Origin of the sequence: Pseudocitrobacter sp. 73, from assembly GCF_008369545.1 — a bacterium.
GTDB lineage: Bacteria > Pseudomonadota > Gammaproteobacteria > Enterobacterales > Enterobacteriaceae > Pseudocitrobacter > Pseudocitrobacter vendiensis.
On sequence record NZ_VTZO01000002.1, the window covers coordinates 1 to 21587 of the forward strand.

General features: G+C 53.7%; 20 protein-coding genes and 2 tRNA genes. 13 read left to right on the plus strand and 9 right to left on the minus strand.

Going from position 1 to position 21587, the window contains the following annotated elements; all coding sequences use genetic code 11:
• Positions 1-41: 41 nt before the first annotated feature.
• Together F0Q32_RS01535 and F0Q32_RS01540 are read left to right on the plus strand one after the other, a co-directional pair.
• A complete protein-coding gene (locus F0Q32_RS01535) occupies positions 42-917 on the plus strand; it encodes a metal ABC transporter permease (RefSeq protein ID WP_149461680.1) in 876 nt (291 codons plus the stop codon).
• A complete protein-coding gene (locus tag F0Q32_RS01540) occupies positions 914-1792 on the plus strand; it encodes a metal ABC transporter substrate-binding protein (RefSeq protein ID WP_149461681.1) in 879 nt (292 codons plus the stop codon). Before F0Q32_RS01535 ends, F0Q32_RS01540 begins: the two co-directional genes overlap by 4 nt.
• A 27-nt stretch (positions 1793-1819) precedes the next feature.
• Here the strand turns inward: F0Q32_RS01540 and F0Q32_RS01545 are convergent, their stop codons facing one another.
• Positions 1820-2059, minus strand: coding sequence for a hypothetical protein (locus tag F0Q32_RS01545; protein WP_149461682.1), 240 nt, complete (start codon positions 2057-2059; stop codon positions 1820-1822).
• A 199-nt stretch (positions 2060-2258) separates the two neighbouring features.
• Between F0Q32_RS01545 and pncC the strand changes: the two genes are divergently transcribed.
• The 11 genes from pncC to luxS all read left to right on the plus strand — a co-directional run bounded on the left by pncC (position 2259) and on the right by luxS (position 11898).
• On the plus strand, positions 2259-2756 hold the full coding sequence (gene pncC, locus F0Q32_RS01550; RefSeq protein ID WP_149461683.1) for a nicotinamide-nucleotide amidase: 498 nt from the start codon (positions 2259-2261) through the stop codon (positions 2754-2756).
• An 80-nt stretch (positions 2757-2836) separates the two neighbouring features.
• Positions 2837-3901 (plus strand): recombinase RecA, encoded by a 1065-nt coding sequence (gene recA / locus F0Q32_RS01555; RefSeq protein WP_015963302.1) that lies wholly within the window; start codon positions 2837-2839, stop codon positions 3899-3901.
• 68 nt (positions 3902-3969) lie between these two features.
• Complete coding sequence (gene recX, locus F0Q32_RS01560; RefSeq protein WP_149461684.1) at positions 3970-4470, plus strand: recombination regulator RecX; 501 nt, start codon at positions 3970-3972, stop codon at positions 4468-4470.
• Between the two features lie 130 nt (positions 4471-4600).
• Complete coding sequence (gene alaS / locus F0Q32_RS01565; RefSeq protein WP_149461685.1) at positions 4601-7228, plus strand: alanine--tRNA ligase; 2628 nt, start codon at positions 4601-4603, stop codon at positions 7226-7228.
• Between the two features lie 286 nt (positions 7229-7514).
• Complete coding sequence (gene csrA, locus F0Q32_RS01570) at positions 7515-7700, plus strand: carbon storage regulator CsrA (RefSeq protein WP_000906486.1); 186 nt, start codon at positions 7515-7517, stop codon at positions 7698-7700.
• A gap of 337 nt (positions 7701-8037) precedes the next feature.
• Positions 8038-8130 (plus strand) — tRNA-Ser (locus F0Q32_RS01575).
• Positions 8131-8134: 4 nt separating this feature from the next.
• A tRNA-Arg gene (locus tag F0Q32_RS01580) sits at positions 8135-8211 on the plus strand.
• 301 nt (positions 8212-8512) lie between these two features.
• A complete protein-coding gene (gene yqaB, locus F0Q32_RS01585) occupies positions 8513-9079 on the plus strand; it encodes a fructose-1-phosphate/6-phosphogluconate phosphatase (RefSeq protein ID WP_149461686.1) in 567 nt (188 codons plus the stop codon).
• Positions 9076-9504 (plus strand): YqaA family protein, encoded by a 429-nt coding sequence (locus F0Q32_RS01590; RefSeq protein WP_108476423.1) that lies wholly within the window; start codon positions 9076-9078, stop codon positions 9502-9504. The genes yqaB and F0Q32_RS01590 overlap by 4 nt, the downstream gene beginning before the upstream one ends.
• 78 nt (positions 9505-9582) lie before the next feature.
• Entirely contained in the window at positions 9583-11139 is a 1557-nt protein-coding gene (gshA, locus tag F0Q32_RS01595; RefSeq protein WP_149461687.1) for a glutamate--cysteine ligase, read from the plus strand.
• Between the two features lie 243 nt (positions 11140-11382).
• Positions 11383-11898: an S-ribosylhomocysteine lyase gene (gene luxS / locus F0Q32_RS01605; RefSeq protein ID WP_015963308.1), complete on the plus strand. Its 516-nt coding sequence runs from the start codon at positions 11383-11385 to the stop codon at positions 11896-11898.
• A 115-nt stretch (positions 11899-12013) separates the two neighbouring features.
• Here the strand turns inward: luxS and emrB are convergent, their stop codons facing one another.
• The 8 genes from emrB to nrdF all read right to left on the minus strand — a co-directional run bounded on the left by emrB (position 12014) and on the right by nrdF (position 21584).
• Positions 12014-13552, minus strand: a complete 1539-nt coding sequence (gene emrB / locus F0Q32_RS01610) for a multidrug efflux MFS transporter permease subunit EmrB (RefSeq protein WP_149461689.1) — start codon at positions 13550-13552, stop codon at positions 12014-12016.
• Positions 13553-13568: 16 nt separating this feature from the next.
• The gene (gene emrA / locus F0Q32_RS01615; protein WP_149461690.1) at positions 13569-14741 is read right to left on the minus strand and encodes a multidrug efflux MFS transporter periplasmic adaptor subunit EmrA; all 1173 of its coding nucleotides are present in this window, start codon (positions 14739-14741) and stop codon (positions 13569-13571) included.
• A gap of 129 nt (positions 14742-14870) precedes the next feature.
• Positions 14871-15401: a transcriptional repressor MprA gene (gene mprA / locus F0Q32_RS01625; protein WP_015963311.1), complete on the minus strand. Its 531-nt coding sequence runs from the start codon at positions 15399-15401 to the stop codon at positions 14871-14873.
• 144 nt (positions 15402-15545) lie between these two features.
• Positions 15546-16727, minus strand: coding sequence for an MFS transporter (locus F0Q32_RS01630; RefSeq protein WP_149461692.1), 1182 nt, complete (start codon positions 16725-16727; stop codon positions 15546-15548).
• 221 nt (positions 16728-16948) lie between these two features.
• Positions 16949-17944, minus strand: coding sequence for a glycine betaine/L-proline ABC transporter substrate-binding protein ProX (gene proX, locus F0Q32_RS01635; protein ID WP_149461693.1), 996 nt, complete (start codon positions 17942-17944; stop codon positions 16949-16951).
• A 69-nt stretch (positions 17945-18013) separates the two neighbouring features.
• Positions 18014-19072 (minus strand): glycine betaine/L-proline ABC transporter permease ProW, encoded by a 1059-nt coding sequence (gene proW, locus F0Q32_RS01640; RefSeq protein ID WP_149461694.1) that lies wholly within the window; start codon positions 19070-19072, stop codon positions 18014-18016.
• The gene (gene proV, locus F0Q32_RS01645; protein ID WP_149461695.1) at positions 19065-20267 is read right to left on the minus strand and encodes a glycine betaine/L-proline ABC transporter ATP-binding protein ProV; all 1203 of its coding nucleotides are present in this window, start codon (positions 20265-20267) and stop codon (positions 19065-19067) included. The genes proW and proV overlap by 8 nt, the downstream gene beginning before the upstream one ends.
• Positions 20268-20621: 354 nt before the next feature.
• Positions 20622-21584, minus strand: coding sequence for a class 1b ribonucleoside-diphosphate reductase subunit beta (gene nrdF / locus F0Q32_RS01650; RefSeq protein WP_149461696.1), 963 nt, complete (start codon positions 21582-21584; stop codon positions 20622-20624).
• Between the last annotated feature and the right edge of the window lie 3 nt (positions 21585-21587).

Consider the following 21587-nt stretch of genomic DNA (forward strand, 5'->3'; position numbering starts at 1 on the left):
TTTATCTCATGTCTAATCACGATGTTACCCGCGAGGTCAGCATGATCTGGCATACCTTTTTTCAGCCGTTTATCGAGTTTGGCTTTATGCGTCGGGCGCTGATGGTGTGCCTCGCGCTCTCACTGAGCACCACGCTACTGGGCGTATTTCTCCTGTTGCGGCGAATGAGCTTAATGGGCGATGCCTTGTCGCATGCCATTCTGCCCGGCGTTGCTGTGGGCTATTTAATGAATGGAATGTCATTGCTGGCAATGACGATCGGCGGTTTCGTGGCAGGGATCGCCGTGGCGCTGGGGGCGGGCTGGGTGAGTCGCCGCACGCTTCTGAAAGAGGATGCCAGCTTTGCCGGATTCTACCTGGGCTCTCTGGCGCTGGGCGTCACGCTGGTGTCACTGCGCGGCTCAAACGTCGATCTTCTGCATTTGTTGTTTGGCTCAATTCTGGCAGTAGACGGACCTTCGGCACTGTTTGTCGCGCTGGTGGCCTGCATCACGCTGATCGCGCTGGCGGTGTGTTATCGCGGCCTGGTGGTTGAAGCGTTCGACAGCAGTTGGTTGCAGGTGAATGCCGGCTGGCTGCCATCAGCGTTACACGGTTTATTCCTCGCTCTGCTGGTGCTGAACCTGGTGGCCGGGTTTCAGGTGCTCGGTACATTGATGGCGGTGGGCGTGATGATGCTGCCCGCAATAGCGGCCCGCTGCTGGGCACAGACTCTGCCCGCTATGCTCGGGCTGGCGGGGCTTTGCGGCGTGCTTTGTGCCTGGATTGGGCTGAGCTTCTCGTGGGCGGCGAGCCTCCCGGCCGGGCCGACTATTGTGCTGACCGCCAGTCTGATTTTTCTTTTTTCGCTGATTTTTGGCACGCGCAGCAGGCTGGCTTATCGCTTGCGAGCGCTTTTAACTGAGGGGATGGTATGAAAATGAAGAAGGTAATTCTGGCGCTGGTGCTGGGGTTAATCGCGCAGGGTGCGATGGCGAAAACGCTCAATGTGGTCACCAGTTTTTCGGTGCTGGGCGATATCACGCAGCAGGTTGGGGGCGATGCGGTGAAGGTGACGACGCTGGTGGGGCCGGACGGCGATCCGCATACTTTTGAGCCGTCGCCGAAAGAGAGCGCATTGCTGAGTAAAGCGGATGTGGTGGTGGTGAACGGTCTGGGGCTGGAAGGGTGGATTGACCGTTTAGTCAAAGCGTCTGGATTTAACGGCCAACTGGTCGTTGCCTCTCAGGGCATTGCCACGCAAACGCTGGAAGAGGATGGACAAACGGTGACGGACCCGCACGCCTGGAATAACGTGGCGAACGGCGTTATTTATGCGCAGAACATTACCGAGGGGCTCGCCAAAGCTGACCCGCAGGACGCCAGCGTCATTAAAGCCCGCGGTGCGAAATATGCGGCTGAGCTCAGGGCGCTCGATAGCTGGGTGAAGCAGCGTTTCAGCCCTATTCCGCGCGAGAAACGTAAGGTACTGACCAGCCACGATGCGTTCGGCTATTTCGCCAAAGCGTATCAGGTGGACTTCCTTTCGCCACAGGGGCTGTCATCGGAAAGCGAAGCGAACGCGGCAGATGTCGGCGCGTTGATCAAACAAATCAAGGCCGATGGTGTGCATACCTGGTTTATGGAAAACCAACTCGATCCGCGCCTGGTCAAACAAATTGCATCCGCGACCGGTGCGCAGGCAGGCGGCGAGCTTTATCCGGAAGCGTTATCGAAACCGGGCGGCGTGGCGGATAGCTATGTGAATATGGTGCGGCATAACGTGGAGACTATTGTTGCCAGTATGCAGTAATAGCGGCCGGCCCTTGCGGGCCGACGCTTATTTCACGCTGTCTTGCCCGGCTTTTAATGATTTCACTGTTTTACCCAAGTGCAGGCCATAAATCAGACACCCCAGACCAAGCAACACTTCAACTGCCATAAACAATAAATCAAACGGGCCTGTACTGACACGTAACACCACATTCAGTAATGTAAAGAGGCCGCAAATAATCATAATTAAGCGCAATTGCTCAGTTTGCTTGAGCTTTTTTTCAGCTGCAGTTCGTGGTTTCGCCATATCCCTATCCTTTCCATTTTTCCGTGGTGGGTCCCGGTAAAATTATCTCACCACGTTTTTCAGGCTGCTATCCGAAAAGCACCAGGGTTATGCTTGAGATCCATTTTCTGAACCCCCCTCGTAAATTCGACACCTCGCCCCCATCTGTGTTGGGAAAGTGCTATCTTGTCCGACAGATATCTACCTGACAGGAGGGGTGATGACTGACAGCGAATTATTTCAACTGAGTGAAAAGGTCGGGCAGGCGCTGAAGGCGCAGGGCGCAACGGTAACCGCGGCTGAATCCTGCACCGGTGGCTGGATTGCCAAAACCCTGACCGATGTCGCGGGAAGTTCCGCGTGGTTTGAGCGCGGCTTTGTTACCTACAGTAATGAAGCTAAATCACAAATGATTGGCGTCAGTGCGGTGACGCTGGAACAGTACGGCGCGGTGAGCGAACCGGTCGTGGTCGAAATGGCCGTGGGCGCGTTACGGGCAGCGCGTGCCTCTTATGCGGTATCGGTTAGCGGCATTGCCGGGCCGGATGGCGGCAGCGATGAGAAGCCTGTCGGCACCGTGTGGTTTGGCGTGGCAAGTGCCGCCGGACAAGGTGTAACCCAGCGTGAATGCTTTGCGGGCGACCGGGAATCGGTACGCCGACAGGCCACGGCATTTGCCTTACAACTGCTCTGGCAACAATTTCTACAAAATACTTGATACTGTATGACCATACAGTATAATTGCTTCAACAGAACAGAATTCATTCCCCGGGCTTGCTCGGCATGACAGGAGTAAAAATGGCTATCGACGAAAACAAACAGAAAGCGTTGGCGGCAGCACTGGGCCAAATTGAGAAGCAATTCGGCAAAGGCTCCATCATGCGCCTGGGTGAAGACCGTACCATGGACGTGGAAACCATCTCCACTGGTTCGCTTTCACTGGATATCGCACTGGGTGCAGGCGGTCTGCCGATGGGGCGTATCGTCGAAATCTACGGGCCTGAATCTTCCGGTAAAACGACGCTGACCCTGCAGGTCATCGCCGCAGCACAGCGTGAAGGTAAAACTTGTGCCTTCATCGATGCAGAGCACGCGCTGGACCCTGTCTATGCACGTAAGTTAGGCGTTGATATCGACAACCTGTTGTGCTCCCAGCCAGATACCGGTGAACAAGCGCTGGAAATCTGTGATGCGCTGGCGCGCTCTGGTGCGGTTGACGTGCTGGTTGTTGACTCCGTTGCGGCACTGACGCCGAAAGCGGAAATTGAAGGCGAAATCGGTGACTCTCATATGGGCCTTGCGGCGCGTATGATGAGCCAGGCGATGCGTAAGCTGGCTGGTAACCTGAAACAGTCCAACACGCTGCTTATCTTCATCAACCAGATCCGTATGAAAATTGGCGTCATGTTCGGTAACCCGGAAACCACGACCGGTGGTAACGCGCTGAAATTCTATGCGTCCGTTCGTCTGGACATCCGTCGTATCGGCGCGGTGAAAGAGGGTGATAACGTCATCGGTAGCGAAACCCGCGTGAAAGTGGTGAAAAACAAAATCGCTGCACCGTTCAAACAGGCAGAATTCCAGATCCTCTACGGTGAAGGTATTAACTTCCTGGGCGAGTTGGTAGACCTGGGCGTGAAAGAGAAGCTGATCGAAAAAGCGGGTGCCTGGTATAGCTACAACGGCGACAAAATTGGTCAGGGTAAAGCGAACGCTATCTCCTGGCTGAAAGAGAACCCGGCGGCGGCGAAAGAAATCGAGAAGAAAGTGCGTGAGCTGCTGCTCAGCAATCAAGATTCTTCGCCGGATTTCGTGGTCGATGAAAACGACACGCACGCGAAAGAAACTAACGAAGATTTCTGATAACCTCTCATCAGAAACAGAAGGGCTGCCGATGCAGCCCTTTTTGCATTTGAAGGAGCGGGAGAAAGATGAACGAGAATACACCACGCCGCTCGGCGTATGCCCGCTTGCTGGATCGCGCGATTCGCATTCTGGCAATGCGCGACCACAGTGAGCAGGAACTGCGTCGCAAGCTTATTGCGCCGGTGATGACGAAGAATGGCCCTGAACCTGTTGATGCACCAGAAGAAGATGTGGAAAAGGTCATTGCCTGGTGCCATGAAAACCGCTATCTCGATGATTTGCGATTTGTCGGACAGTTTATCGCCAGCCGCAGCCGCAAGGGTTATGGTCCCGCACGTATTCGGCAGGAACTTGGTCAGAAAGGTATTCAGCGTAATGATATTGAACAGGCTATGCGCGAGTGCGATATCGATTGGGGAACGCTGGCGCGTAACCAGGCGGAGCGTAAATATGGCGATCCATTACCGATCACATTTGCCGAAAAAGTAAAAATCCAGCGCTTTTTGCTCAATCGCGGCTATCTGATGGAAGATATCCAGGAAATATGGCGAAATTTTGACGATTGAGCGCACGGGGGATTTTACTTCCCTTTAAAGAAAACTTATCTTATTCCCACTTTTTCCGTCTGGTAGCAAGTTGAACAACAAATGACCTGCTACGACGGCGACCATTCGTTAGCTTGATTTCAGGATAATTATGAGCAAGAGCACCGCTGAGATCCGTCAGGCGTTTCTCGACTTTTTCCATAGCAAGGGACATCAGGTAGTTGCCAGCAGCTCCCTGGTGCCGAATAACGATCCGACCCTCCTGTTTACCAACGCCGGGATGAACCAGTTCAAGGATGTTTTCCTTGGTCTCGACAAACGTAATTATTCTCGCGCAACGACTGCGCAGCGTTGCGTTCGTGCGGGTGGTAAACATAACGATCTGGAAAACGTCGGTTACACCGCGCGTCACCACACTTTCTTCGAAATGCTGGGTAACTTCAGCTTCGGCGACTACTTCAAACACGATGCTATTCAGTACGCGTGGGAATTGCTGACCGGTGAAAACTGGTTCGCCCTGCCGAAAGAGCGTCTGTGGGTGACCGTTTATGAAACCGATGACGAAGCTTACGAAATCTGGGAGAAAGAAGTCGGTATCCCGCGTGAGCGCATCATCCGCATCGGCGACAATAAAGGCGCGCCGTATGCTTCCGATAACTTCTGGCAGATGGGCGATACCGGCCCATGCGGCCCGTGCACCGAGATCTTCTACGATCACGGCGACCACATCTGGGGTGGCCCTCCGGGAACGCCTGAAGAAGACGGCGACCGTTACATCGAGATCTGGAACATCGTCTTCATGCAGTTCAACCGTCAGGCTGACGGTACAATGGAGCCGCTGCCGAAGCCGTCCGTCGACACCGGTATGGGCCTGGAACGTATCACTGCGGTACTGCAACACGTCAACTCTAACTATGAAATTGACCTGTTCCGTAAGCTGATTGATTCCGTGGCTAAAGTCACTGGCGCGACTGACCTGACGAACAAGTCACTGCGCGTTATTGCGGACCACATTCGTTCCTGTGCGTTCCTGATTGCTGATGGCGTTACGCCGTCGAATGAAAACCGTGGCTATGTGCTGCGCCGTATCATTCGTCGTGCCATCCGTCACGGCAACATGCTGGGCGCGAAAGACACCTTCTTCTATAAGCTGGTTGGCCCGCTGATCGAAGTGATGGGTTCTGCCGGTGAAGAACTGAAACGCCAGCAGGCGCAGGTTGAACAGGTTCTGAAAACTGAAGAAGAGCAGTTTGCCCGTACGCTGGAACGCGGCCTGGCGCTGCTGGACGAAGAGTTGTCTAAGCTGACTGGCGACACGCTGGATGGTGAAACCGCTTTCCGCCTGTATGACACCTACGGCTTCCCGGTTGACCTGACGGCGGACGTTTGCCGTGAACGCGGCCTGAAAGTGGACGAAGAGGGCTTTGAAGCCGCGATGGAAGAACAGCGCCGTCGTGCGCGTGAATCCAGCGGTTTCGGCGCAGACTATAACGCGATGATCCGCGTTGATGGTGCATCAGAATTCAAAGGCTACGATCATCTTGAACTGAACGGCAAAGTCACCGCGTTGTTTATCGACGGTAAAGCGGTTGATAGCGTGGCGGCCGGTCAGGAAGCGGTTGTCATTCTGGACCAGACCCCGTTCTATGCGGAATCTGGCGGTCAGGTTGGCGATAAAGGCGAGTTGAAAGGCGCGGGCTTTAGCTTCAGCGTGAACGACACGCAGAAATACGGTCAGGCGATTGGTCATCTCGGCAAACTGACGGCGGGTTCCCTGAAAGTGGGTGACGCAGTGCAGGCCGACGTTGATGAAGCGCGTCGTGCGCGTATTCGTCTGAACCACTCCGCCACGCACCTGATGCACGCGGCGCTGCGCCAGATTCTGGGCACGCACGTGGCGCAGAAAGGTTCTCTGGTGAATGATAAAGTTCTACGTTTCGATTTCTCGCATTTCGAAGCGATGAAACCGGAAGAGATTCGCGCGGTCGAGGATCTGGTTAATGCCCAGATTCGTCGTAACCTGCCGGTTGAAACCAACGTAATGGATCTCGACGCGGCAAAAGCGAAGGGCGCGATGGCGCTGTTCGGCGAAAAATATGATGACCGCGTTCGCGTGCTGAGCATGGGCGATTTCTCTACTGAGCTGTGCGGCGGTACTCACGCTTCACGCACGGGTGATATCGGTCTGTTCCGTATTGTGTCCGAATCCGGAACGGCGGCAGGTGTTCGCCGTATCGAAGCAGTAACCGGTGAAGGCGCGATTGCCAGCCTGCATGCAGAAAGCGATCGTTTGGGTGATATCGCCCAGTTGCTGAAAGGCGATAGCCATAACCTGACGGAGAAAGTGCGCACCGTTCTGGAACGTACCCGTCAACTGGAGAAAGAGCTGCAGCAACTGAAAGAGCAGGCGGCAGCGCAGGAGAGTGCAAACCTTTCCAGCAAAGCAGAAAACATCAACGGCGTTAAGCTGCTGGTGAGCGAGCTTTCGGGCGTTGAGCCGAAAATGCTGCGTACGATGGTTGACGATCTGAAGAACCAGCTGGGTTCCGCCATTATTGTGCTGGCGACCGTTGCTGACGATAAGGTTTCTCTGATTGCGGGTGTGTCTAAGGATGTCACTGACCGCGTAAAAGCAGGGGAGCTCATCGGCATGGTGGCTCAGCAGGTTGGTGGTAAAGGCGGTGGTCGCCCGGACATGGCGCAAGCCGGTGGTACCGATGCGACGGCGCTTCCAGCCGCGTTGGCCAGTGTGAAAGATTGGGTAAGCGCTAAGCTGTAACAAAAATAAATCCTGTGTGGGCGTCTTAACGTTAATTGTTAAGACGCCTTGCATATGGAGTACTGATAACGATAAAGTCAGGTTGAAGTCATGTATATCGGCTAAACTTACATTTAACAGAATGTGATGCAGTGACGGTTACACCAGATGTTTGTCACAGCGTACGTTTGGCGTTATGCACGAAGCGTTCAGGTCAAATCAAGGAAGCCTGAGGGTGAGTGTGTATATGATGGATATGCCGGGATACAGAGAGACCCGACTCTTTTAATCTTTCAAGGAGCAAAGAATGCTGATTCTGACTCGTCGAGTTGGTGAGACCCTCATGATTGGAGATGAGGTCACTGTGACAGTTTTAGGGGTGAAGGGTAACCAGGTGCGTATCGGCGTTAACGCTCCGAAAGAAGTATCCGTTCACCGTGAAGAGATCTACCAGCGTATCCAGGCTGAAAAATCCCAGCAGTCCAGTTACTAAGTTCTCGCGTCTCACCTTCCGGTGAGACGCATCCTTCCCAGATTTCCCGTTTAACCTCTTCGTTTTCTTCTCGCTTTCTTCTCTTTTTCATCCTGTCGTGATTTTGTCGCCTCTGTTGCGCCACATTCTTTCTGTTTTGTTTTACCGTGAGTTAGCGATTTTATTGTTGAGAAAACAGTCTTTTTGCCGTTTTTAACGTCTAATTGTGCGCGAAGTGTGCAAACGATAAAAGGTCTCGAAAAATTGTTTGACTTATAAAGCCCAGAAAGTAATATGTGCGCCACGCAGCGACGAAGAGCTTTTAACGAGTTCTCCGAAGCACTCGAAAGAGGCGTGTGGTGAGGTGGCCGAGAGGCTGAAGGCGCTCCCCTGCTAAGGGAGTATGCGGTCAAAAGCTGCATCCGGGGTTCGAATCCCCGCCTCACCGCCATTTTGCATCCGTAGCTCAGCTGGATAGAGTACTCGGCTACGAACCGAGCGGTCGGAGGTTCGAATCCTCCCGGATGCACCATATTCTCCGAAATAGCAGTGGGTTTGTTGTTTCATGTTCCGCGAAATTATCGCGAGCACCAGGGAGGATAGCGTTGCTTTAGCAACGACCTGTAGGGCGAGGCGCAGCCGAGTAATCCTCCCGGATGCACCATCTTCTCAAGAACAACAGCAAGTCTCTTATTTCCTCCCTTGATACACTTACAAAATCCTAATTTTTTCTAAACCCTTCCTCTCTGCCTATTTCCAACGCGTCTGTCAGCGACAAAAACCGCCTTTTACGTTAAAGTAACATCTCACTTTATCTTGTCTGTGAGAACGGGATGTACGAACGCTACGCGGGATTAATCTTTGATATGGATGGCACCATCCTGGACACCGAACCTACGCACCGTAAAGCGTGGCACGAGGTGCTGGGGCGTTATGGTATGCGTTTCGACGAGCAGGCGATGGTTGCCCTTAACGGTTCTCCAACCTGGCGTATCGCCCAGGCAATTATCGAACTTCATCAGGCCGATCTTGACCCTCATCTTCTGGCACAGGAAAAAACAGCCGCTGTTAAAGCGATGCTGCTGGACTCTGTGACGCCGTTGCCACTTATCGATGTAGTGAAGGCCTGGCATGGTCGTCGGCCAATGGCGGTCGGTACAGGCAGCGAGAGCGCTATTGCTGAAGCATTGCTGGCGCATCTGGGCCTGCGACACTACTTTTCTGCGGTTGTCGCCGCCGATCACGTTAAGAATCACAAACCTGCACCGGATACCTTCCTTCTTTGCGCGGAACGTTTAGGCGTTGCGCCGGAAAAATGCGTCGTGTTTGAAGATGCTGATTTTGGTCTGCAGGCGGCCAGAAGCGCCGGTATGGACGCTGTGGATGTCCGTCTGCTGTGAGTGACGGGCTGGCGCTGGCATCGTTATTCGCCAGCAGTTTTCTGAGCGCCACGCTGCTGCCGGGCAACTCGGAAGCGGTACTCGTGGCGCTTCTCGTCTCTGGCCTCAGCCACCCCTGGCTTTTAGTATTAATAGCAACAATGGGTAATAGCCTTGGTGGGGCAACAAACGTTATCCTTGGACGGTTGTTTCCCGTGCGTAAGCAATCGCGCTGGCAGGAAAAAGCGACATCCTGGTTAAAACGTTACGGCGCAGCCACACTGTTACTGAGCTGGATGCCCGTTATCGGTGATTTACTGTGTCTGCTGGCGGGATGGATGCGCATCTCCTGGGGACCGGTGCTCTTTTTTTTATGTCTTGGAAAAGCGTTACGCTACATCGCTGTAGCGGCGGCGACACTCCAGGGTATGACGTGGTGGCACTAATTGGATTGCTTGTGACCTTTAATCGTCAACCATTACAATTATGCTTAATAAAATGATATCGACAGGCGGGAGGTCAATTTGATCCCGGATGTATCACAGGCACTGACCTGGCTGGAAAAACACCCTGAAGCACTGAAAGGGATAAATCGTGGTCTGGAGCGTGAGACGCTGCGCGTTAACGCTGATGGCTCACTGGCAACGACTGGGCACCCGGCATCGCTGGGCTCGACGTTGACCCATAAATGGATCACCACCGATTTTGCCGAAGCGCTGCTGGAATTTATCACTCCGGTTGATGGCGACGTCAACCATATGCTCACTTTCCTGCGTGACATTCACCGTTATACGGCGCGTCATCTTGGCGATGAACGGATGTGGCCGCTAAGTATGCCGTGCTATATCGCGCCGGGCCAGGATATCGAACTGGCACAGTACGGTACGTCTAACGTCGGCCGTCTGAAAACGCTGTATCGCGAAGGGCTGAAGAACCGCTATGGCGCGCTGATGCAAACCATTTCTGGTGTGCATTACAACTTCTCTCTGCCGATGGCATTCTGGCAGGCGAAATGCGGCGTGACGGATGCTGAGAGCGGTAAAGAGGCGATCTCTGCCGGTTATTTCCGCGCGATCCGCAACTACTACCGCTTTGGTTGGGTGATCCCGTATCTGTTTGGTGCGTCTCCGGCGATTTGTTCTTCATTCCTGCAAGGGAAAGAGAGCGCGCTGCCGTTTGAGAAAACCGAGTGCGGCATGTACTACTTACCTTACGCCACGTCTCTGCGCCTGAGCGATCTTGGCTATACCAATAAATCGCAAAGCAATCTCGGAATTACGTTTAACGAATTGCACGAATACGTGGCAGGATTAAAGCGGGCTATCAAAACGCCGTCGGAAGAATATGCGCGTATTGGCGTTGAGAAAGACGGTAAGCGTCTGCAAATCAATAGCAATATTTTGCAGATTGAGAATGAGCTCTATGCGCCGATTCGCCCGAAACGTGTTACTCGCAGCGGCGAAAATCCGTCCGATGCGCTGTTGCGTGGCGGGATTGAGTACATTGAAGTGCGCTCGCTGGATATCAACCCGTTCTCGCCAATTGGCGTGGATGAGCAGCAGATTCGCTTCCTTGACCTGTTTATGGTCTGGTGCGTGCTGGCCGATGCGCCAGAAATGAGCAGCCAGGAGCTGCAATGTACACGTACTAACTGGAATCGTGTGATTCTGGAAGGGCGTAAACCGGGTCTGACGCTGGGCATTGGTTGCGAAACCGCGCAGTTCCCGCTGCCGAAAGTGGGTAAAGATCTGTTCCGCGATCTAAAACGCGTGGCGCAGACGATGGACAGCATTGAAGGCGGTGAGGCTTACCAGAAAGTGTGCGATGAATTGGTCGCCTGCTTTGATAATCCGGAATTAACTTTCTCAGCCCGCATTCTGCGTTCTATGCTTGATGAAGGGATTGGCGGTACGGGTAAGGCGCTGGCGGAGCTGTATCGAAATATGCTGCGTGAAGAGCCGCTGGAGATCCTCACAGAAGAGGAGTTTGCTGTGGAACGTGATGCATCCGTTGAACGTCAGCGTAAGCTGGAAGCGGCGGATACGGAATCATTTGAAGCGTTACTGGCAAAACACGCCTGACAGAAAAGAAAAAGGCCACATCACTGTGGCCAAATATACATCTCTGAATTCAGGGATGATGATAACAAATGCGCGTCTTTCATATACTCAGACTCGCACTGGAATGAAGAGTTCAGTTTTTTTTAAAAAAAATCACTTTATCCCAAAAAGTCCTGACCAAAATGGCTTAAAGGTATTATTTTTCAATCTGTTATGATGAAAAAATAAAATACCGAGGATGAGGGATACACCGGAGGTTACGAAATGCCGTTGTTAGATAGCTTCACTGTCGATCACACCCGTATGGAAGCACCAGCCGTCCGTGTAGCCAAAACGATGAACACGCCGCATGGTGACGCGATTACCGTTTTTGACCTGCGTTTTTGTGTGCCAAACAAAGAAGTGATGCCGGAAAAGGGTATTCACACGCTGGAGCACCTGTTCGCCGGGTTCATGCGTAATCACCTGAACGGTAACGGTGTTGAGATCATCGACATCTCCCCGATGGGCTGCCGCACCGGTTTTTATATGAGCCTGATTGGCACGCCAGATGAGCAGCGCGTAGCGGATGCGTGGAAAGCGGCGATGGCAGACGTCCTGAAAGTTCAGGATCAGAACCAGATCCCAGAACTGAACGTTTACCAGTGTGGTACGTATCAGATGCACTCCCTGGCAGAAGCGCAGGATATCGCGCGCCATATTCTCGATCGCGACGTGCGTGTGAACAGCAACGATGAGCTGGCGCTGCCGAAAGAGAAATTACAGGAACTGCACATTTAGTTTGGTTGTGCCGGTTAATCCGGCAAACATGATCGTATGAACATCGTAGGCCCGGTAAGCCAGGCGCCACCGGGCAACAAAAAAGGGCCATCGGCCCTTTTTTTATATCAACATATTAATGCGCGCCACCGCCGCCGCCGCCGGCACCGAATGGTGGTCTGGCAAACCACACCAGGCCCAGCAGGACGAGGAATATCCCCGCCGACACCCAGAATATCTCGTTTGCCGAGATAATCAGCCCCTGATTGGTTATCTGCTGCGCCAGCCAGCCGGAAGCCTGCTGTTGCGACATACCCATCCCCTCAAGCTGATTGTACATTGCCTGAGCATCTGGATTGTACGGCGTGACATACTCCGTTAACTGTGCATGGTGCAGCGATTCCCGGTTGGTCCACAATGTTGTAGTGATAGACGTCCCGATAGAGCCCGCCAGCGTACGTGTGAAGTTCGACAGGCTCGACGCCGCTGCCAGACGCTCAGGCGGTAAACCGGAGAGCGTAATGGTCGTCAGCGGCATAAAGAAACATGCCACCGCGAAGCCCTGGATAAACTGCGGCCAGGCCGACGCACCGAAATCCATCCCCGGCTCGAACGTATATGCTCGCCAGTAGAAGCAGACCGCATACATAATAAAGCTGAAGGTGACCAGACGACGCATATCGAGCTTATGCGCAAAGCGACCGATAATCGGCGACAGAATTACCGGTATCACCCCAACCGGTGCAGAGGCCAGCCCCGCCCATGTCGCGGTGTAGCCGTACACCTCCTGCAATAGCTGCGGCAGCAGAACGATTGCGCCGAAGTAAAGCATATAGGCCAGGCTGATACACAAACAGCCGATGGTAAAGTTTCGCGACTTAAAGAGCGAGAGATCGACTATCGGGTTATCGTCCGTCAGCTCCCAGACAATCAGGAAGCTTAGCGACACCACCGCCACAATGGTCAGCACGATGATTTCGGTGGAGTTGAACCAGTCGAGTTCTTTCCCCTGGTCGAGCATCACCTGCAGGCTACCGATCCCCAAAACCAACAGCGCCAGGCCAATACCGTCGATACGACGCTGTTCAGTACGCGTTTCACGCCCACGCAACGCCTGAATACTCATCAGCACGACCACGATACCAATCGGCACGTTGATGAAGAAAATCCAGCCCCAGTGATAGTTATCGCTGATATAGCCGCCGAGGATAGGCCCGCAAATCGGCGCAACGATAACGGTCATCGACCACAGCGCCAGCGCAATAGAGCGTTTGGCAGGCGGATAGTTGCTGAGCAGCAAGCTTTGCGACAGCGGGATAAGCGGCCCGGCAACAATCCCCTGAATCACGCGGAAGAAGATCAGCATGCCCAGGCTGTTGGAGACGCCGCAGGCCCACGACGCGATAGCAAAAGCTACGGTGGACCACAGGAACAGTTTCACCTCACCGACGCGCTTCGCCAGCCACCCGGTAATCGGAATGGAGATGGCGTTTGCCACGCCGAATGAGGTGATAACCCAGGTGCCCTGGCTCAATGAGGAGCCAAGGTTACCGGCGATCGTCGGGATCGCTACGTTTGCGATGGTGGAGTCCAGCACCTGCATGAAAGTCGCAAGCGACAACGCAATGGTCATGATGACCAGTTGCGCGCCTTCCAGCGGTTTTTGCTGTTGCATTACACTCACCCCGGGATCAGTTGGCGTTGGCCTGCACGATGTCGTTGATCAGCTTGTTGACCGGATCGAGACTGATTTCGCGTGCGTTACTTTCGTAAGCCGGGCTGGTGCGGACCTGGCTTGCCAGGATCTGACCGTCACGATTCGACGTATCCACTTTCACCAGCGTGGAGAGGCCAATACGCAGCGGATGTTCCGCCAGCTGTTTTTCATCCAGCTCAACACGAACCGGCAGACGCTGAACCACTTTGATCCAGTTCCCGGTGGCGTTTTGCGCGGGCAGCAGCGAGAAGGCGCTACCGGTCCCCATATCGAGACCGACCACTTTGCCATGGTATTCCACGTCGTCGCCGTAAATATCAGAGATAACGGTGACCGGCTGGCCAATGCGCATGTGTGCCAGCTGCGTTTCTTTGAAGTTCGCATCAACCCACAAATTGTTCGCCGGAACAACCGCCATCAACGCGGTGGTTGGGCTGATTTGCGCACCAGGCTGTACGGCACGACGTGACACGTAACCGGTCATCGGGCTGACAATTTTGGTACGTTGCAGGGCCAGCCATGCGTTACGTACTTCGGTTGCCGCTTGTTTAACGGTCGGCTGGTCTTCCAGCTTCGTCCCCAGAATAATCGCCTGGTTAGCATTATATTGCTGGATAGCGACATCGAGTTCCGCCTGTGCGCTGGCAACGGCATCACGCGCGTGTTGCAGCTCTTCGCGGCCAATCAGGTTGGCGCTGCCCAGTGGAATACGGCGATTTAAGTCCGTTTGCGCCTGTGCCAGGGCGGTTTTTTTCACGTCGATGCTCGCCTGCAATTGCTTGCTGTTGATCATCGTTTGACGCATCTGACGTACGGTAGAGGCCAACGCGGTTTGCGCTTTTTCAAAGGCCTGCTGCGCATCGGTCTGATCGAGCGTGACCAGCACATCGCCTTTTTGCACGAAGTCGGTGTTATCGGCCCAGACTTTCGTCACGCTGCCGGACACCTGCGCCATAATTTGTACCTGGTTCCCTGCCACGTACGCGTCATCGGTTTCTTCAAAATGACGCAGTACTAAAAACCAGTAAATCCCATATGCCACAGCAATAATGACAAAGAGCAAGGTCAACAGCATCAGGGCACGTTTACGCGTGCCTTTTTTGTTGGCCGGTTGCTGCGGGGTTTGAGTCTCCGCATTTGCGCTCATGTTATTCTCCACGATCTTATTATTTCACATCGGCTGAGCCGACCTGTTTATCAGAAAGGCCAGCAGAGGGAGATCTGCTGGCCTGTCAGTTTTCTGTTATCAATCAGGATAATTGAGCGATATCCGGACTTAGCGCAGTGCCTCAAGGACAACGCCATCTTCATCCATCTGATCCAGACGGGTGAGAAGTTTCCGGGTGATATGCTCAAGCTGGTCTTTTTCAGCCGCGCTTAAAGAAGACCAGAGTTGGTGTAAGCAATGATGTTGCGGAGGCAAAACCTCACGCAGGAATTGATGACCTTTATCGGTTAACTGCAAATGCAGGCAACGACGATCGTTGTCGCTTTCACGACGCTCGATCCAGCCGCGCTTTTCCAGCTCATCGGCGATACGGGTTGCATTGGTACGAGACGAGCCCAGCGCGCAGCTCAGCTCAGAAGGCTGAATACTGTGATTTTCCTGAGACTCCAGCGTAATTAACGCCATAAACAATGTCTCGTTAATCCCCTGAGCTTTCAGCATTTTATTGCGGTTATCCAGCAGCTTGCCCTGCATGTGCATGCAAAGACGGGTCAGAAGAATTTCCTGAAACGGAAAATCTTCATGGCGGCTGGCGCGAAATTTTAGCATTTGTTCAATGGGCGTAAACGAACTATCCATTTGGGCATAACCTCATTAATTTCAGCCGATATAGTAACGACGGTGACAAATAAAGTAAATGAATTATTGATTCGAATTTATATGACGAATCTATCAAAGTGAAGGCCGGGCCGTTCCCCAGCCCGGAGCAAGCCGTGCAGGGAATTACGCCTGCGGTTGGTGCCGGTAGCCGCGCCACCACACCAACAGATTGAGCAGCGTAATGCATGCGCCAACCAGACAAACCCCGTTCCAGCCTGCGTGTTGCCAGGCCGAAGCGGAAATCAGCGACCCGGCCGCGCCGCCGATGAAATAGCAGGTCATGTAACCCGCGGTCAGACGGTTACGCGCATCGGGATGCACGCGATAAATCACCGTCTGGTTAGTGATATGTACACCCTGAACCATCAGATCGAGTACCAGAATACCGACGATGAGCGCCGCCACGGAGACCTGCCCGTACCAGATAGCCAGCCAGGAGAGCAGCAGCGCCAGCAGGCTTATCGTGGTGGTAAGATGCGCTTTACCTTTATCAGCAAGTGTACCCACCGGACGTGCGCCTAACGCGCCAGCCGCACCCACTAAGCCAAACAGACCAATGGTACCTTCGGAGAAGTGATAGGGTGCGCCAGCGAGCAGGAATGCCATGGACGTCCAGAGAATGCTGAAGCTGGCGAAGGTCAGGCAGCCCAGCAGCGCACGGGTGCGCAGCAGTTTGTTATGGGCAAACAGATGGTAGATTGAGCCAAGAATGCGCGGGTAGCTCAGGTGATTTTCCTGTTTGAGCTTCGGTAAACCCCGCCACAGCGCGAGCGCCAGAATCGCCATTAATACGCTGGCAACCCAGAACACGGTGCGCCAGCCGCCAAGGCTTGCCAGCAGCCCGGCGACGGTGCGCGCCAGCAGGATCCCAAGCAGCAGGCCACTCATCACCGTACCGACCACTCTGCCACGTTTTTCCGGTGCGGCGAGCGTGGCCGCCATCGGCACTAACAGCTGCGCAACCACCGAAAAGAGGCCGGTCAGCGCGGTACCCAGAATCATCATTCCCAACGATGTGCTGCTGGCGGTGATCAGCATCCCGCCAGCGGCGAGTAGCGTCATCACCACAATCAGCCGTCGACGCTCAAACATATCGCCCAGCGGCACCAGGAAAAGCAACCCGGCAGCATAGCCAAGCTGCGCTGCGGTGACGATAAAGCCAGCCTGGCTCGCACTCAGGGAAAATGCACGCGCAATGGCTTCGAGCAGCGGTTGTGCATAATAGTTGCTGGCAACGGCAAGCCCGGTGGCGACAGACATCAGGGCAATCAGCGCGGGACTCAGCCCGTGTGAGGTTTTGGTCATTGGGGTAAATTATTTTTGTGGTGATTATTATTGATGTTACCAATAATAACGGATGCAGGGGGAATTAAGTGAAATGAATAGTGGCGAGACGTGCGGTTTCTGTGGGGAGGGGCCCCTCACCCTAACCCTCTCCCACAGGGAGAGGGGACTGAGAGTGCATATCTGCCCGTCCTGCACCGGTTTTCTCCCTCTCCCTGTGGGAGAGGGCAGGGGTGAGGGGGTTATTTCTGCGCCGCCAGCGCTTCTTTCACCCAGCCATCAAACTGCGCCTGGTGCGCTTTGATCCAGCCATCAACGTGACCCTGAATATCCCCTTCCGATGCTTTACCTTCATGCATCATCGAGTTCTGGGCGTTAATGTCAGCAACTGGCAGTTTCATGATAGAGAACAGCTTCGCCGCCGCCGGATTTTTCTCGGCCCAGACTTTGTTGGCAACAATGTGCATGGTGCTAACCGGGAAGCCATAGTTCGCGCCATTCGGCAGCTTGGTATCGATGTCTTTCTGCACGCCTGGCAGGGATGAGAACGGCACCTGCAGCCATACCACATCTTTACCTGGCTTCATCACATCACTCACCCAGTACGGCGTCCAGGTGTAATAAAGCACCGGTTTGCCTTCTTTATAACGGGTGATGGTATCGGCCATCATCGCCGCATAGTTACCCTGGTTGTGGGTGACGGTGTTGGTCAGGCCATAGGCGTCCAGTTGGTGGTTAATCGCCGCTTCACAGCCCCAGCCTGGGTTACAGCCGGTTAAATCGGCTTTGCCGTCGCCATTGCTGTCGAACAGTTTGGCGATTTTCGGATCTTTAAGCTGCTCAATATTGGTGATGTGATACTGGTCAGCGGTTTTCTTGTCGATCAGATAACCCTGAGCCGCACCGTTCACGAAGACACCTTCACGGTAGAATTTCTTATCGCCCCCGGCTGCGGCATACATATCGTCATGCAGCGGCTGCCAGTTGACGGCGGTAAAGGTGGAATCGCCAGATGCCAGTGAGGTGTAAGCAACGTTGTAGTCAACTTCATCGGGCTTGTTGACGGTATAGCCCAGCTTTTCCAGCGCGCGGCTGACCAGCAGGGTCTGGAAGGTTTCTTCCGTAATGGTGCTCTGAATGGGCTGTACGGTAACGCCTTTGCCCGGTAAATCCGCCGCAAAGGTGCTGGTGGAAACAAGGGTGGCGAAGGCTGTGGCTAACATTACGCTATGTCGCATCGTTGTTCCTTTTTTATGATGAGTATGGTTTGCAGAGCCCGGCGCGCGATGCGCCGGGTGAAAACAGGATTACTTGCTGAAAGGACGGGTCAGCAGACCCAGAGGACCCGTGGTGTACCAGCGGCGGTTGCCACGGCTGCGGGAATCGCGGCCAACGGCTTGCGTCAGGCGGTCGAGGATGATTGCCAGAATAACGATCCCGACGCCACCCACGGTTGCAAGGCCCATATCAAGACGGCCAATACCGCGCAGAACCATCTGCCCCAGGCCGCCAACCGCAATCATCGAGGCGATAACCACCATAGAGAGCGCCAGCATCAGCGTCTGGTTCACCCCTGCCATAATGGTCGGCATCGCCAGAGGGAGCTGTACTTTGAACAGCATTTGACGCGGGCTGGCACCGAATGAGCGCGAAGCTTCAATCAGATCCGCTGGCACCTGGTTAATCCCCAAAATGGTCAGACGCACAATCGGCGGCAGGGCAAAGATAATGGTGACCACCACGCCCGGTACGTTACCGATACCGAACAGCATCACGATGGGCACCAGGTAAACGAACGCTGGCGTGGTCTGCATGGCATCCAGCAGCGGGCGAATAATTTTTGACGCCCGTGGACTGCGCGCCAGCCATATCCCCAACGGTAGCCCGATGATGATACAGAACAGCAGTGCGGTCAGAACCAGCGCGAGGGTAATCATCGCCTGCGACCAGGCACCAATTGCGCCAATGGCAATCAGCGACACCAGTGTGGCGACACCCATGCTCAGGCTCGACATCTGCCAGGCAATCAGGGCGAAAACGATAATTGCCACCGGCGCCGGCATCCCCAACAGCAACTGTTGAAAAGCACTGAGGATGTAATCGATCGGTACGCGGATCCCCTGGAATACCGGGCGGAAATGCAGAACAACCCAGTCGATCCCTTGCGTCACCCAGCTATCCAGCGGGATCAGCGTCTTATGGAAAGGGTCCATGATATTGAAATGCTCTGGCTGCGGCGCGGGGGCGCTGGTCAGCCAGTCTGCGCCGCCACCGCCATCGGCAGGCGCGCTGCCCCAGGCGTCGGCGGATTGTGCGGCGTTATCGGCCGCCGGTGCGGTATCCCACGGATTGGATTGATCAGCCATTGTTTGTCACCTCGCGATCTAAAGCCTGAAGAAGCATGCGTTTAGAAATAACGCCAACGTACTGCTGTTCTTCCCCAACAACCGGGACCGCGCACGGTGCCTGGCCGACGTGAGAGAGCAATTCGCTGAGCGGTGTTTCTGCGTCAACCACTAATGGCGGATCCAACAAGGCGCTTTCAATTCCCTGGCCTGCACTCAGGGCAGCTTTCAGCGTATCAATGGAGACAATCCCAACAAACTTATTCCCGCGTTCGATGACATAACCATATTCACGGTCATCATCCTGCAATAATTTCAGGGCAGATCGCGGGCCGAATCCGGGTGTTTTTCGGATAATGCCTGCCGGGCTTCGACGGGCAATATCTTTCGCGCTAAACACCTGGCTGATATCGACGCCACGGAAGAAGGTGCGCACATAATCATTCGCCGGATTATTGAGAATTTCATCCGGTGTGCCAACCTGTACCACTTCACCATTTTGCATAATGGCAATGCGATCGCCAATTCGCATGGCTTCGTCGAGATCGTGGGAAATAAAGACGATGGTGCGCTGATGTTTGGCCTGTAATTTTACCAGTTCGTCCTGCATTTCCGTTCGAATTAATGGGTCGAGTGCCGAGAAGGCTTCATCCATTAATAAGATATCGGGGTTGATGGCCAGCGCACGGGCTAAACCAACACGTTGACGCATACCGCCAGAGAGCTCGTCCGGGTAAGAGTGGGCATAATTTTCCAGCCCGACCTGACGCAGCGCGTCCAGGGCTTTCTCCTGACGTTCAGCGGTTGGAACGCCCGCCAGCTCCATGCCGAAGGCGGCGTTGTCGACCACGGTCATATGGGGCATCAGAGCGAACGACTGAAAGACCATCGCAATTTTCTTTCTGCGCACCTCGCGAAGCTCGGCATCAGAGATTTTGGCGATATCTACGCCGTCAATCAGCACCTGCCCGCGGGTTGGTTCAATCAGGCGATTGAGAAGGCGTACCATGGTTGATTTACCGGAACCGGATAATCCCATGATGACAAATATCTCGCCTTCTTCAATGGCCAGACTGGCGTCTTTAACGCCAAGCGATAATCCTGTTTTCTCCAGAATATGTTCTTTGCTGAGGCCTTTTTCAATGTATTTGAATGCGCGCTGTGGATGCTCGCCAAATACTTTATAAAGATTCTTCACTTCTAATTTAATTGCCATGCAATAATAGAATTCCCGTTATTTATTTATATCAATATGATTCCTGATGGAAATAATTACACGGGTATACCCTAACATACTGAGATTCTGTGACAACCCTTGGGAGGATTCTGCTTGCCGAAATTTGAAGGGCGAATTGCCGGGGCTTCCCATGATATAAGGGCTGAGGGCAATTCGAATTTTTCTGATATTTTTACGTTCTTCCACCGTAAATTTCACCTGAAAGCGATAAATTCAGGTGAAATGAAGAGACAAATAACAGTGTAGTAGCTCTAAGAATATTTGTGTGATTAATTGTGTTATTATGGAAATAATCCGGCAAAAAGTGAGGGCTATTTTTGCCGGAAAACGTTATTAGAAATTCCAATCGTCGTCGGTGGTTTCGACGGCTTTTCCCATCACATAAGAGGAACCTGAGCCGGAGAAAAAGTCGTGGTTTTCATCGGCGTTAGGGGAGAGTGCCGCGAGGATTGCCGGGTTCACTTCGGCCATTTCTGCCGGGAATAACGCTTCGTAGCCCAGATTCATCAGTGCCTTATTGGCGTTGTAGCAGAGAAACGCTTTTACCTCGTCGATCCAACCACTGTCAGCATAAAGCGCTTCGGTGTAGGCCAGTTCATTGTCATAGAGATCCATCAGCAAATCGAAGGCAAAATCTTTCAGCGCTTCACGCTCTGCTTCGCTTACTTTCTCCAGCCCTTTCTGATACTTATAGCCAATATAGTAACCGTGGACGGCTTCATCACGAATAATCAGGCGGATAAGATCGGCGGTATTGGTGAGCTTGCCCCGGCTCGACCAGTACATAGGCAACCAGAAGCCAGAATAGAAGAGGAACGACTCCAGAAATACGCTGGCAATTTTCTTCTTCAGCGGTTCATCGGCCTGATAACGTTCCAGCATCAGGTGCGCTTTTTTCTGCAACGGCGCGTTTTCTTCGCTCCACGCATAGGCGGCATCGACATCTTTTGTCTGACACAGCGTGGAGAAAATCGAACTGTAGGAGCGGGCGTGCACCGCTTCCATAAAACTGATATTCGACATCACCGCTTCTTCGTGTGGCGTTAGCGAATCAGGCATCAGCGATGGCGCGCCTACCGTATTCTGAATCGTATCCAGCAGCGTCAGACCGGTGAACACGCGAATAGTAAGCTGCTGCTGGGCGGGCGTAAGGCCCTGCCAGGCAGGGATATCATTGGATAGCGGGACTTTTTCCGGTAGCCAGAAGTTGCTGGTCAGGCGATTCCACACCTCCAGATCTTTATCGTCCTGAATTTTATTCCAGTTGACGGCGCTGACGTGCGATAAACGGTTCATCCT

Bases quoted from the DNA above. Each gene is read 5' to 3' on its own strand.
- F0Q32_RS01535 (WP_149461680.1), top strand. From the start codon at position 42: ATGATCTGGCATACCTTTTTTCAGCCGTTTATCGAGTTTGGCTTTATG.
- F0Q32_RS01540 (WP_149461681.1), top strand. From the start codon at position 914: ATGAAAATGAAGAAGGTAATTCTGGCGCTGGTGCTGGGGTTAATCGCG.
- F0Q32_RS01545 (WP_149461682.1), bottom strand. From the start codon at position 2,059: ATGGCGAAACCACGAACTGCAGCTGAAAAAAAGCTCAAGCAAACTGAG.
- pncC (WP_149461683.1), top strand. From the start codon at position 2,259: ATGACTGACAGCGAATTATTTCAACTGAGTGAAAAGGTCGGGCAGGCG.
- recA (WP_015963302.1), top strand. From the start codon at position 2,837: ATGGCTATCGACGAAAACAAACAGAAAGCGTTGGCGGCAGCACTGGGC.
- recX (WP_149461684.1), top strand. From the start codon at position 3,970: ATGAACGAGAATACACCACGCCGCTCGGCGTATGCCCGCTTGCTGGAT.
- alaS (WP_149461685.1), top strand. From the start codon at position 4,601: ATGAGCAAGAGCACCGCTGAGATCCGTCAGGCGTTTCTCGACTTTTTC.
- csrA (WP_000906486.1), top strand. From the start codon at position 7,515: ATGCTGATTCTGACTCGTCGAGTTGGTGAGACCCTCATGATTGGAGAT.
- yqaB (WP_149461686.1), top strand. From the start codon at position 8,513: ATGTACGAACGCTACGCGGGATTAATCTTTGATATGGATGGCACCATC.
- luxS (WP_015963308.1), top strand. From the start codon at position 11,383: ATGCCGTTGTTAGATAGCTTCACTGTCGATCACACCCGTATGGAAGCA.
- emrB (WP_149461689.1), bottom strand. From the start codon at position 13,552: ATGCAACAGCAAAAACCGCTGGAAGGCGCGCAACTGGTCATCATGACC.
- emrA (WP_149461690.1), bottom strand. From the start codon at position 14,741: ATGAGCGCAAATGCGGAGACTCAAACCCCGCAGCAACCGGCCAACAAA.
- mprA (WP_015963311.1), bottom strand. From the start codon at position 15,401: ATGGATAGTTCGTTTACGCCCATTGAACAAATGCTAAAATTTCGCGCC.
- F0Q32_RS01630 (WP_149461692.1), bottom strand. From the start codon at position 16,727: ATGACCAAAACCTCACACGGGCTGAGTCCCGCGCTGATTGCCCTGATG.
- proX (WP_149461693.1), bottom strand. From the start codon at position 17,944: ATGCGACATAGCGTAATGTTAGCCACAGCCTTCGCCACCCTTGTTTCC.
- proW (WP_149461694.1), bottom strand. From the start codon at position 19,072: ATGGCTGATCAATCCAATCCGTGGGATACCGCACCGGCGGCCGATAAC.
- proV (WP_149461695.1), bottom strand. From the start codon at position 20,267: ATGGCAATTAAATTAGAAGTGAAGAATCTTTATAAAGTATTTGGCGAG.
- nrdF (WP_149461696.1), bottom strand. From the start codon at position 21,584: ATGAACCGTTTATCGCACGTCAGCGCCGTCAACTGGAATAAAATTCAG.